At 68.9% G+C, this 11,906-nt stretch carries 8 protein-coding genes; 5 read left to right on the forward strand and 3 right to left on the reverse strand.

The genetic code is table 11. From position 1 onward, the window contains the following. The first annotated feature begins 14 nt into the window (after positions 1-14). Both EBL84_RS15300 and EBL84_RS15305 read left to right on the forward strand, forming a co-directional pair. On the forward strand, positions 15-1,313 hold the full coding sequence (locus EBL84_RS15300; protein WP_123141604.1) for an efflux RND transporter periplasmic adaptor subunit: 1,299 nt from the start codon (positions 15-17) through the stop codon (positions 1,311-1,313). Positions 1,314-1,340: 27 nt separating this feature from the next. Next, complete coding sequence (locus EBL84_RS15305) at positions 1,341-4,625, forward strand: efflux RND transporter permease subunit (protein WP_123141605.1); 3,285 nt, start codon at positions 1,341-1,343, stop codon at positions 4,623-4,625. A gap of 21 nt (positions 4,626-4,646) precedes the next feature. Here EBL84_RS15305 and EBL84_RS15310 read toward each other — a convergent pair whose 3' ends face one another. Further along, entirely contained in the window at positions 4,647-5,501 is an 855-nt protein-coding gene (locus EBL84_RS15310) for a DUF89 domain-containing protein (RefSeq protein ID WP_123141606.1), read from the reverse strand. A gap of 147 nt (positions 5,502-5,648) precedes the next feature. On the opposite strand from EBL84_RS15310, the gene EBL84_RS15315 reads away from it, so the two are divergent. From EBL84_RS15315 to EBL84_RS15325, 3 genes are all read left to right on the forward strand, one after another. Beyond that, complete coding sequence (locus tag EBL84_RS15315; protein WP_123141607.1) at positions 5,649-6,971, forward strand: alpha/beta hydrolase; 1,323 nt, start codon at positions 5,649-5,651, stop codon at positions 6,969-6,971. Positions 6,972-7,077: 106 nt separating this feature from the next. Next, on the forward strand, positions 7,078-7,776 hold the full coding sequence (locus EBL84_RS15320) for a response regulator transcription factor (protein WP_123141608.1): 699 nt from the start codon (positions 7,078-7,080) through the stop codon (positions 7,774-7,776). A gap of 128 nt (positions 7,777-7,904) precedes the next feature. Then, a complete protein-coding gene (locus tag EBL84_RS15325) occupies positions 7,905-8,333 on the forward strand; it encodes a DUF1842 domain-containing protein (RefSeq protein ID WP_123141609.1) in 429 nt (142 codons plus the stop codon). Between the two features lie 284 nt (positions 8,334-8,617). On the opposite strand, the gene EBL84_RS15330 is transcribed toward EBL84_RS15325, so the two are convergent. Beyond that, the gene (locus EBL84_RS15330; protein WP_123141610.1) at positions 8,618-9,292 is read right to left on the reverse strand and encodes a cysteine hydrolase family protein; all 675 of its coding nucleotides are present in this window, start codon (positions 9,290-9,292) and stop codon (positions 8,618-8,620) included. Between the two features lie 428 nt (positions 9,293-9,720). Beyond that, on the reverse strand, positions 9,721-11,109 hold the full coding sequence (locus EBL84_RS15335) for an MATE family efflux transporter (RefSeq protein WP_123141611.1): 1,389 nt from the start codon (positions 11,107-11,109) through the stop codon (positions 9,721-9,723). Between the last annotated feature and the right edge of the window lie 797 nt (positions 11,110-11,906).

Here is an 11,906-nt window from a genome sequence, read left to right on the forward strand (position 1 = left end):
TCGAGGTGTGACCCATGTATCGACGTCATCCATCCCGCGGAGGCGGCGCGCCGACGCGCGGTCTCTGGATCTCGCTATTGGTGGTGGTGCTTGCCGGTTGCGACGCCGCCCCCACGACCACGCCGCCGACGGCGCAAGCCGAGCACGATCACGGCGCCGAGGAGGCGCCTGCCGCGCGACCGCTCGAAACCCGCTATGTCTGCCCGATGCACCCGCAGATCGTGCGCGATGCCCCCGGCACCTGCCCGATCTGCGGCATGGATCTGGTGGAGAAGGCGCTCGATCCCCTGGCCGGGCGCGGACCCGAGGTGCGGCTCGCCCCGGGGCTGGCGCAGACGCTCGGGGTCCGCACCGCCACGGTCGAGCGCGGCACCCTGTGGAAGTATGTCCGCACCCCGGGCCGGATCAGCTATGACGAGACCCGGCTGGCGCATCTCCACCCGCGCGCGCCGGGCTGGATCGAGGGGTTGAGCGTGCGCGCCCTCGGCGAGCCGGTCAGCGCCGGGCAGGAGCTTGCCGAGCTCTATGCCCCGGAGATCCTCTCCGCGCAGGTCGACTTCCTGCTCGCGCTCGCGCCCCAGCCCGAGGGCGTGGCCCGGGTGCGGGTCGATCAGGCGCGCAACATCCTCCGTCTGCTCGATGTCCCCGAGGCCGACATCCGCGCCATCGAGCGCAGCGGCGAGACCCGCCAGACGGTGCCGGTGCTGGCGCCGATCGACGGCGTGGTCACCGAGATGAAGGCGCGCGAGGGGATGTACGTCACCGCCGCCGATGCCATGTACACCATCGCCGATCTCAGTCGGGTGTGGGTGCTGGTCGACGTCTTCGAGCACCAGATCGACTGGATCGCCCCCGGCCAGGGCGCCGAGATCCGGGTCCCGGCCTATCCCGGACGCAGCTGGGAGGGCGAGGTCGACTATCTCTACCCGGCGCTCGATCCGCAGACGCGCACCCTGCGGGTGCGGTTGGTGTTCGACAACCCCGAGGGTCTGCTGCGCCCCAACATGTTCGCCGAGGTGGTGATCTACGGCGGTCCCAGGCGCGATGTGCTGAAGATCCCCGCCGAGGCGCTGATCGAGACCGGCACCGCCACCCGGGTGGTGCGCGCGCTCGACGACGGGCGCTTCGCCCCGGTCGAGGTGGTGGCGGGGATGCGGCGCGACGGCGAGGTCGAGATCCTCTCCGGGCTCGACGCGGGCGATCGCGTGGTGACCTCGGGGCAGTTCCTGCTCGACTCCGAATCGAGCCTGCGCGCCGGACTCGACCGGCTCTCGGGCCAGACGCAGGGAGGGCACGATCATGCCGGTCACTGATCCCCGCCACCGCCCGGAGGTGTCGCGATGAAGGCCGTGATCCTCTGGTCGATCCGCCAGCGGATGCTGGTGCTGCTCGGCGCGCTGGCGCTCGCCGTCTGGGGCGCGCAGGCGCTGCGTACCATCCCGCTCGATGCCATCCCCGATCTCTCAGACGTGCAGGTGATCGTGCGCACCAGCTTCCCCGGCCAGTCGCCGCGGGTGGTCGAGGAGCAGGTCACCTATCCGCTCACCACTACCATGCTGGCCGTCCCCGGCGCCAAGGTGGTGCGCGGTTACAGCTTCTTCGGCGACAGCTATGTCTATGTGCTGTTCGAGGACGGCACCGATCTCTACTGGGCCCGCTCGCGGGTGCTCGAGTATCTCAACCAGGCCGCCGCGAGCCTCCCCGAGGGCGTCCAGCCCCGGCTCGGGCCGGATGCCTCCGGGGTCGGCTGGATCTACAGCTATGCCCTGGTCGATCGCAGCGGACGGCACGACATCGCCGAGCTGCGCAGCCTCCAGGACTGGTTCCTCAAGTTCGAGCTGCAGGCGGTCCCGGGGGTGGCCGAGGTGGCCACGGTCGGCGGCATGGTGCGCCAGTACCAGGTGGTGGTCGATCCCGATCGGCTGCGTGCCTACGGCATCCCGCTGGCGCGGGTGGCCGAGGCGCTGCGCGCGGCCAATGCCGAGGTCGGCGGCTCGGTGCTGGAGCTGGCCGAGGCCGAGTACATGATCCGCACCCGCGGCTATCTGCGCGGGGTCGAGGATATCGAGACCATCCCGCTGGGCGCCACCGAGGGCGGCACCCCGATCCTGCTGCGCGATCTGGCGCGGGTGCGGATCGGGCCGCAGATGCGCCGCGCGGTGGCCGATCTCGACGGCGAGGGCGAGGTCACCGGGGGGATCGTGGTGATGCGCTCGGGCGAGAACGCGCTGGCCACCATCGCCGCCGTCGAGGCGCGGCTCGATGCGCTCGCCGCCGGGCTCCCCGAGGGTGTGGAGATCGTCGAGACCTACGACCGCTCGCGGCTGATCCGCGCCGCTGTCGACAACCTCGGCGACAAGCTCGTCGAGGAGTTCGTCGTCGTCGCCCTGGTCTGCGTGCTCTTTCTCGTCCATCTGCGCTCGGCGCTGGTGGCCATCGTCAGCCTGCCGCTGGGGGTGCTGGCCGCCTTCTTGGTGATGAACGCGCAGGGGATCAACGCCAACATCATGTCGCTCGGCGGCATCGCCATCGCCATCGGCGCCATGGTCGATGCCGCCATCGTGATGGTGGAGAACGCCCACAAGCACCTCGAACGCGCCGGCCCCGGGATCGATCGCGCCACCCACTGGCGGGTGATCGGCGAGGCGGCCACCGAGGTCGGACCGGCGCTGTTCTTCTCGCTGTTGATCATCACCCTGAGCTTCCTGCCGGTGTTCGCGCTCGAGGCGCAGGAGGGACGGCTGTTCGCGCCCCTGGCCTATACCAAGACCTATGCGATGGCCGCCGCGGCGGGGCTCGCCGTCACCCTGGTGCCGGTGCTGATGGGCTATCTGGTGCGTGGCCGCATCCCGCGCGAGCAGGCCAATCCGCTCAACCGCGCGCTGATCGCCGGCTACCGGCCCGTGCTCGGCGCGGTGCTGCGCCGCCCGCGCTCGACGCTGGTGGCCGCCGGCGTGCTGCTCTACAGCTGTCTGATCCCGCTCGGCGGGGTGGGCGGGCTGCTCGCACCGCTCAAATGGCCCTTCCAGCTCGTCTCGGCGGTGGTCGAGACCCCGCTCGCTGAGCGCGCCGAGGCCCGGGTGGGGCAGTGGCAGCAGGCGCTCGCCGAGGGCTGGCGCGCGCATCTCGGCGCGTTGCCGGTGATCGGCGGCTGGGATCGCGGGCTGGGTTCGGAGTTCATGCCCGAGCTCGACGAGGGCGATCTGATGTACATGCCGACCACGCTGCCCGGGATCTCGATCGGCAAGGCGCGCGAGCTGTTGCAGCAGACCGACCGGCTGATCGCCTCGGTGCCCGAGGTCGAGCGGGTGTTCGGCAAGGTCGGGCGCGCCGAGACCGCCACCGACCCGGCGCCGCTGACCATGATCGAGACCTTCATCCATCTCAAGCCGCGCGAGGCGTGGCGCGAGGGGATGACGCTCGCGCGGCTGATCGACGAACTCGACGAACGCGTCCAGGTGCCCGGCGTGACCAACGCCTGGGTGATGCCGATCAAGACCCGCATCGACATGCTCGCCACCGGCATCAAGACCCCGATCGGGGTGAAGATCTCGGGGCCGGATCTGGCCGAGATCGAGCGGCTGGGACGGGCGCTGGAGCCGATCCTGATGGGGATCGAGGGCACGGTCTCGGCCTATTCCGAGCGCGTCGCCGGGGGGCGCTATGTCGAGATCCGCCCCGACCGCCTGGCCGCCGCGCGCTTCGGGCTGAACATCGACGACATCAACCAGGTGGTGGCCGCCGGGATCGGCGGCATCGAGGTCACCCGCACCGTCGAGGGGCTGGAGCGCTATCCGGTCAATCTGCGCTTCCCGCGCGATCGGCGCGCCGATCTCGAGGCGCTGCGGGAGCTTCCGATCGTCACCCCGAGCGGGGCGCAGGTCGCGCTCGGGCAGGTCGCCGAGGTGGTGATCGTCGACGGACCGCCGCTGCTCAAGAGCGAGAACGCGCGGCTCACCGGCTGGACCTTCGTCGACATCCGCGGCCGTGATCTCGGCGGCTATGTCGCCGAGGCGCGGGCGCGGGTGCAGGAGGCGCTGGCGCTGCCGCCGGGCTACGCGCTCGACTGGTCGGGCCAGTACGAGTCGATGGAGCGCGCCCAGGCGCGGCTGGCGCAGGTGCTGCCGCTGACCCTGGCGATCATCCTGGTGCTGCTCTATCTCGCCTTCGGCTCGCTCGGGCGGGCGCTGCTGGTGCTCGGCTCGCTGCCGCTGGCGCTGGTCGGCGGGCTGTGGCTGATCTATCTGCTCGACTACAACCTCTCGGTGGCGGTCGCGGTGGGCTTCATCGCCCTGGCCGGGGTGGCGGCGGAGTTCGGCGTGGTGATGCTGGTCTATCTCGACGCGGCGCTCGCGCGTCGCCGCGCCGAGGGACGGCTCGATGACCGCGCGGCGCTCCACGCCGGGCTGATCGAGGGCGCGGTGCTGCGCATCCGTCCCAAGGCGATGACGGTGGCGACCATCTTCGCCGGGTTGCTGCCGATCATGCTCGGCGCCGGGGTCGGCTCGGAGGTGATGCGCCGCATCGCCGCGCCCATGGTCGGCGGCATGATCACCGCGCCGCTGCTCAGCCTGCTGTTGCTGCCGGCGGCCTACGCCCTCTGGTACCGGCGCGGGCTGCGCTGAGCGGGGCCGCGTCCGGGGCGCCTAGCGCGCGAGCCCGGGCGCGGCCTTGACGATCAACCCGCCGGTCGGCACCCCGATGTCGTCGGCGATCACCCCGCACTTGGCCTGGAGCAGGAAGACGATGGGCGCCTCGACCTCGCTCAGGCTCTCGTAGTTGGCCTGACCCTTGGCGATGATCAGGGGCGCGGCGGCGAAGCGTGCGCGGAATTCGTCCGAGCAGCGATCGAGCAGGGTGCCGACGGCGTCCGAGCCGTTGTCGACGAGGCTGGCGCAGCCGTCGAGCCCGGCAGCGCGCGCGTCCTCCAGGGTGGCGTCGTTGATCGCCGGGCCGCCCTTGCAGACATAGGTCACCGGCTGGTCGAGCTGCTCGATCAGGGCGCGGTCGAACACCGTCTCGCCGGCGTTGTCGCCGAGATAGAGCACCCGGTCGACGCGCGCGAGCGCGGCGCGCAGCACCGCCAGGTCGTCGATGGCGAAGGGCTGGCGCAGCACCCGATCGAGGGTGGCCTCGAGGTCGTAGTGCTCGAACACCCCGAAGTCGATGATGTTGCCCGCGATCGCGCCGCGCACCGCCGTCTCCAGCGGATCGGCCGAGGCGGCGATGGCGGCGATCAGCCGTGGGTAGAGGTCGAGGGCGCGGCGCGTCGCCTCCTGCTTGGCCGCGAGATAGGGATCGACGGCGCCGGTGCGGGTGCGCACCAGACGGTGGATGGTCTCGGCCATCCGTGGCGGTGTGGTGTCGAGCGGCAGCCTCTGCAACTCGGCCATGGTCTCGACCAGGATCGCGTGCTGCAGCGCCTGATCGGCGCCGGCGCGCCGCGCCGCGCTCAGCGCCTGGCGCAGGAAGCAGGGATAACAGTCGAGATGGGTATGCATGGCGGCTCCGTCGGTTGCTGGCAGGGACGGGCGACCCTAGCACGGGGTGGCGACTCGACGCCTTGACGACTGTCGCCGGGCGCTGTCCGACTATGCTTCTTGGTGCAGGGGTGTGTCGCAGCGGATCGGCAGCATCAGGAGGTCGTCATGAACCAGGAACCCTCGTCCCTCGAACCCTCGCTCACCGAATTGCTCGCGGCCCTGACCGATGCCGTCGGTCGGGGCGATCGAGCGCGGGCGCAGGCCCTGGCGCTCGAGATCCGTCAGCGGCTGATGGCCGAGTCGGCGTGGCTCGATGAGGCCGAACGCCAGGTCGGCGCGCTGCTGGCCGGTCTCGATCGACAGTCGCCCATCATCGTGCGACTGGTGGGTGATCTCGGCGCGTCGTCATGGCCGCTTGCGACCGATGACAGACACTTCGTCGTCGACAGGGGGGAGGCGCCCCAGTGGGCCGGCATCCCGGCGTGGTCCATGACCACGGCCGCTCCGGCTAGCGGCGAGGTCTATCCGGTGTGGTTCGGCACCAACCGCCGCCCGGACGGGGCGGGCGGCTATGGTGGCGCGCGCGACACCCGGGTCCACTACGGTCGGGCGCTGGTCCAGGTCCCCGAGGCGCATCGCTTCGGCGAGACCGGCAGTGGTTTCTGGACGCGGTTGCTGCGTCTCGACCTGCGCGACGACCGGCTGCGGCTGCGCGCCGTCGAGTCGCGCACGCCCGCGGCCTGCCTCGCCGAGGTCGCGGCGACCGTGGCGGCGGCGCGTGAGGCCGGCGAGCAGGCCCAGGCGATGGTCTATCTGCACGGCTACAACACCAGCTTCGAGGAGGCGGCGATCCGCGCCGCGCAGATCGGCTATGACCTCAAGGTGCCGGCCACCGCCTTCTTCAGCTGGCCCTCGCAGGGTACGCTCGCGGCCTATCCCGCCGACGAGGCGGCGATCGAGGCGAGCGAGCGACTGATCGCCGACTTCCTCGTCGCGTTCGCCCGCGACTGTGGTACCGACCGGGTGCATCTGGTCGCGCACAGCATGGGCAATCGTGGTCTGTTGCGGGCGTTGCAGCGGATCGCGGCAGAGGCCGGGGAGGCGGGGGTGCGCTTCGCGCAGGTGTTCCTCGCCGCGCCCGACGTCGATCGCGATCTCTTCCTCGATCTCGCCAGGCTCTATCCGCGTCACAGCGAGCGCACCACGCTCTATGCCTCCTCCGCCGATCGTGCGGTGCACCTCTCCTCCCGACTCCACGGCGCGCCGCGTGCGGGCTATTTCGAGCCCTATACGGTGGTGCCCGGGGTGGACACGGTGGCCGTGCCCGACTTCGACCTCGACCTGCTCGGTCACGGTTATTTCGCCCAGGCCGAGGCGTTGCTGCACGATCTCTTCGAGCTGATGCGTCACGACAGCGCGCCGACGGCGCGACAGCGTCTGCGTCCACTCGCCGGGGCCGGCGCCGGGGTCTGGTCATTGGTCAGATAGTGCTTGAGGATCAGGGGACTGGCCCCATGAATGATCACCTCATCACCAATCAGTCTCCGTGAGCTGTATCAGTACCCGGGACGGATCGAACACAGGGAGGATCGAGATGACTGAGCCGACTTGCGTGATCCTGGTCGAGGGGGACGCCGAGCTGCGGACCTCCCTCGCCAATGCCCTCGGGGACGCCGGCTGTACGGTCGCAACCGCGCCCGACGGACTGTCCTTCTATCGTCAACTCAGCGAGCAGAGCTTCGCCGTGGTGGTCGTCGACCTCGCGTTGCCGGATCAGCCGGGACAGGTGTTGATCGATTACGCCAGACGCCAGACCACCAGCGCCATCGTTGCCATCGGCGCGCGCAGCGGGGTCGAGATCCGGGTCGATTGCTATCAGGCCGGGGCCGATCTGTTCCTGCAGACGCCGGTCGACCCTCAGGAGCTGGCCGTCGCCGTCTCCAGCCTGGCGCGGCGTCATGCCCAGCTGCGTGCCGCGGCGCAGCGTCTCGTCGGCTGGCGTCTGCTGGTGCATCGGCGGGCGCTGGCGATCCCCGGTGCCGGCACCCTGGAACTCAGTCCGCGCGAGTGTCAGCTGCTCGACCTGCTCTCGCCCGGGGCGGGTGCCGCGGTGCGTCGCTGTGAGCTGCTCGACCGGCTCTATGCGCGGCGCGACGAGAGCGCCGAGCGCGCGCTCGAGACCCTGGTGCGCCGTACCCGTCGCAAGATCGCCGGCCACCATCCTGGGCCGAGCCCCATCCTCACCCAGCATGGTGTCGGCTATGCCTTCGCCACCCCGTTGATGCGGGCCTGAGGCCTTGGTCAGAACCGGTCAGGTCAGGTCGGTTCCCGTGGGTTGATGCACGGCCATCGGCCTGTCACCGTGCAACCAGCGTCCGGGATCGTCCCGGCGCTCACGACGATCGCAATGGAGGAACCGGGATGAAGACCTTCAGCACAGTGGCGGCGATGGCCCTGGTCTGTACCGCCTCGGGGGCGGCGCTCGCCGAGGACATGGAGAAGGGGGTGAACGCCTTTCGCGCCTGCTATGGCAGCGACATCCCGCCGGGGATGACCGGTGCGCCGGAGCTGACCATCGAGGTGGTGGTCGACTCCCAGCCCGAGCACAAGGCGATGGGCACGGGCAAGGTGACCTGGGGCTCGGTGCAGGGCTTCGCGCCGATCGAGACCGAGATCAGCGGCCCTTGGTACTACATGTGCACCATGGACGCCTGCTCGATCCGCTTCGACTTCTCCGGCGAGGGGCTGGACGGCATGCTGGTGGCGACCAACTGGGGCTCGCCCGGCACCTTCAAGTACAGCTTCAACGACGGCGACCCCGTCGAGCAGAAGGCGATGGTGTGTAACTGAGGAAAGCACCGTCTCGTCCTGGATCAGCCTCCAGCGGCCAGCCGACAGCCTCCAGTGGAGAAGCGTGGCTGACCGCTGAAAGCTGATCGCTCATTTTTCAGCCTCCAGCGGCCAGCTGACAGCCTCCAGTGGGGAGGGCCAACGTCATGATTTGGCGACAGTGGCGTGCATACTGCCGCGATGGCGAGAGAAGACGTCCCGCTGGTAGCTGACGACTGGATGCTTACCGCTTTATCCCTTCGCGTCCTTTGCGGCTTTGCGGTTCAATCTCTTCGGCCGGCGGTTCAGCCGAGCCCCATCTCCTCGAGCAGCTCGTCGCTGCGCATCACCTGGCAGTAGATCATGTTGAGGATCTCCAGCTCGTGCTGGTGCAGGCTGTCGGTGCCGGCGGCGCAGCAGTCCTCGAGGAGGATGACGTGGAAGCTCTCGTCGGCGAGGCTGCGCACCGTCGAGGAGACGCACTGGTCGGTGTAGACGCCGGTGACGATGACGTTGCGGATGCCCATGTTGTTGAGCACCAGACGCAGGTTGGTCCCGGTGAGGGCGCTGTCGGTGGTCTTGGTGACGACGATCTCGCCCGGTTCCGGGGCCAGCTCGGGGACGATCTGCGAGGCCTCGGTGTCGAGCGGCATCAGCAGGTTGTTCCAGCCCGGCAGCTTTTGGCTCAGCGAGCGATCGCGACCGTCCTCGAGCAGACAGGCGATGCGGGCGTGGATGACGTCGATCCCGGCGGTGCGGAAGCGTTGCTGGAGGGCGCGAAGGTTGGGGATCAGGGTCTCGCGCATGCGTTGCTGGAAGGGGGCCCAGCGGGCGCGTTCTTCGGGGTCGTCGGCGAGCACCATGCCGTAGTTCTGCACGTCGATGCAGAGCAGCGCGGTCTCCTCGGGGGTGAGCGGCGGGAGTTCCGGTGCGGGCGCCTTGGCGTAGTAGAAGGAGCGGTGTCGCGTCTTCCAGGTCATGCGCGGTGCCTCCTCGATGCGCGGGCGGGGCGGCCGCTCGGCTTGTCCCCAGACCCTGTGGTTCGTCCTGTGGATAAGTTGTGACGAGTTGCGCTAGGTCACTGAGATACAAGCCCGTGAGACGGATTGGTCGAATCCTGTCCACCAGAGGCTAATCTCTAAGCGTAGTCCAGAAAGATCACACTCACCAGTGATCCAGGACAAGCATGGGCGAGAAGGGGGATTGAACCGCTAAGCCGCAAAGGACGCGAAGAAAGCGACCAGCATCCAGCAAACAGCCTCCAGTGTCGGCGTACGGTCAACCGCGACGCGACGAGACAACCCAACCCCCTCACTGGAGGCTGGCAACTGAAAGCCTTTCTTCATCTTCGCGCACTTTGCGGCTTTGCGGTTCAATGTCCTGTCGGCTGTCGGCTGTCGGCTGTCGGTTACTGCAGGGCCGGGACCAACCGCTGTCGTCGTCGTGCGGTGGCGACCAGGGTGATGCCGAGCATTACCGCCGCGGCGGTCAGGCCGGCGAGCAGCCCCAGCCACAGACCGGCCGGTCCGCGTGCCGGGCCGAACAGATCGGTGAGCGCGAGGCTGTAGCCGATCGGCAGGCCGATGGCCCAGTAGGCGATCAGGGTGATGACCATCGGCGTGCGGGTGTTCTGGTAGCCGCGCAGGGCGCCGGCGGCGGTCACCTGGACGGCGTCGGAGAGCTGGTAGAGCGCGGCATAGACGATCAGCTGGGTGGCCACGGCGATCACCGCCGGGTCCGGGGTGTAGAGCCGTGCGACCCAGTCACGTCCGAGCAGGATCAGCACGGCCGAGCAGCAGGCCAGGGTCAGCGCCGTGCCCAGCGCGACCCGGGTGCTGAAGCGCGCCTCCCGGATCGAGCCGCGTCCGAGCGCCTGACCGACTCGTACCGTGGTCGCCATCGACAGCGACAGGGGCACCATGAAGATCAGGGTGGAGAAGTTGAGCGCGACCTGGTGTCCGGCCACCACCACCGGTCCGAGACCGCCGATGAGCAGGGCGATGACGGCGAAGATGCTGGCCTCGGCGAATACCGCGATGCCGATCGGTACACCGAGCGCGAGCAGCGCGCCGAGGGTGGCGGGGTCGGGGCGCTCGATCCGGGCGAAGGGGGCGTAGCGATGATAGCGCGGCGCGAGCGCGATCCAGAGCGCCAAACCGGCGAGCATGAACCACATCACCAGCGCCGTGGCCCAGCCGCAGCCGACACCACCGAGCGCCGGCAGCCCGAACCAGCCACCGTGGATGAAGACATGGTTGGCCGGGATGTTGAGCAGCAGTCCGAGCAGTCCGAGCACCATGTAGGGACGCGGCTGTCCGAGCCCGTCGCAGAAGCTGCGCAGCACCTGAAACAGCGCCGCCGCCGGGAAGCCGAACGCGACCGCCTGCAGATAGCCCATGGTCGGGGCGATCAGCTCGGGGTCGATCCGCATCACCTCCAGCAGAGGTTGCGCCGAGGCCAGCACCGCGGCGGCGAGTGCTCCCAGCGCGAGCGCCAGCCACAGCGCCTGGCGCACCAGCGGCCCGGTCGCGCCCAGTCGTCCGGCGCCGACGAGGTGGGCGACCTTGGGGGTGGTGGCCATCAGCACCCCGTTCATCAGCAGGAAGACCGGGATCCACACCGAGTTGCCGAGCGCCACCGCGGCGAGATCGCGCGCCCCGACCCGACCGGCCATCAGGGTGTCGACGAAACCCATCGCTGTGTGCGAGAGCTGGGTGATGAGGATCGGCCAGGCCAGGGCGATCAAGGCGAGGAACTCGACGCGGACGCGTTGAGCGGTTGCACGCTGGGAAGACATGGAAACCGTCTTTAAAAACAGTTAATTATCTTCCCTTCGATTGCGGGTTGTCAATCGTCGCGAAACGTGTATCTAACCAGCGACCAGCGGGATTGAACCGCAAAGCCGCAAAGAGCGCGAAGACGAAGAAAGGCTTCCAGCCGCCAGCAACCAGTGAGGGGGCTGGGGTATCTCGTCGCGTCGCGGTTGACCGCAAACCGACACTGGAGGCTGCTTGCTGGAGGCTGGCCGCTTCCTTCGCGTCCTTTGAGTCTTTGCGGTTCTATCTTCATTGAACGGCCAAGCCGCCAAGAGCGCGAAGATGGAAAAAGGCTTCCAGCCAGCGATGGGGCAGGGTTGTCTTGTCGCGTTGCGGTCGATCGCACACCGACACTGGAGGCTGCTTGCTGGAGGCTGGTCGCTTTCTTCGCGTCCTTTGCGGCTTGTATCTTGCCACCCCGTGGTGGTTAGCTCCCACCGCGCGAGATTGAGGCAGCTCGATTGCGACTGAAGGCCTGGACCTTGCCGCAAAGATTCAGCCCTCGATCTCTCTTCTCATGCCAGTCTCGACACTGAACGGTATCCAAGGGGCAAACCCTGCATGGACAAGGCGAGTGGGTATGAGGACTGGCCCAGGATCAAGGAGTGGACGACGATGATGTCTCTCGGAATCGATGTCTCGAAGGCGAAGCTGCACACCGCGCTGGAGCTGAGCGAGCAGGAGCGGGTCAAGCTCAAGACCAAGACGGTGCCCAATACCGCCGCGGGGGTGGAGGCGCTGATCGACTGGCTGGGGCGTCAGGGGGCGAGGCCGGAGG

This window comes from Marichromatium sp. AB31 (assembly GCF_003718685.1).
Taxonomy (GTDB): domain Bacteria; phylum Pseudomonadota; class Gammaproteobacteria; order Chromatiales; family Chromatiaceae; genus Marichromatium; species Marichromatium gracile.

Excerpts from the sequence above, each read along its gene's own strand:
- EBL84_RS15300 (WP_123141604.1), top strand. The coding sequence starts at position 15 with ATGTATCGACGTCATCCATCCCGCGGAGGCGGCGCGCCGACGCGCGGT.
- EBL84_RS15305 (WP_123141605.1), top strand. The coding sequence starts at position 1,341 with ATGAAGGCCGTGATCCTCTGGTCGATCCGCCAGCGGATGCTGGTGCTG.
- EBL84_RS15310 (WP_123141606.1), bottom strand. The coding sequence starts at position 5,501 with ATGCATACCCATCTCGACTGTTATCCCTGCTTCCTGCGCCAGGCGCTG.
- EBL84_RS15315 (WP_123141607.1), top strand. The coding sequence starts at position 5,649 with ATGAACCAGGAACCCTCGTCCCTCGAACCCTCGCTCACCGAATTGCTC.
- EBL84_RS15320 (WP_123141608.1), top strand. The coding sequence starts at position 7,078 with ATGACTGAGCCGACTTGCGTGATCCTGGTCGAGGGGGACGCCGAGCTG.
- EBL84_RS15325 (WP_123141609.1), top strand. The coding sequence starts at position 7,905 with ATGAAGACCTTCAGCACAGTGGCGGCGATGGCCCTGGTCTGTACCGCC.
- EBL84_RS15330 (WP_123141610.1), bottom strand. The coding sequence starts at position 9,292 with ATGACCTGGAAGACGCGACACCGCTCCTTCTACTACGCCAAGGCGCCC.
- EBL84_RS15335 (WP_123141611.1), bottom strand. The coding sequence starts at position 11,109 with ATGTCTTCCCAGCGTGCAACCGCTCAACGCGTCCGCGTCGAGTTCCTC.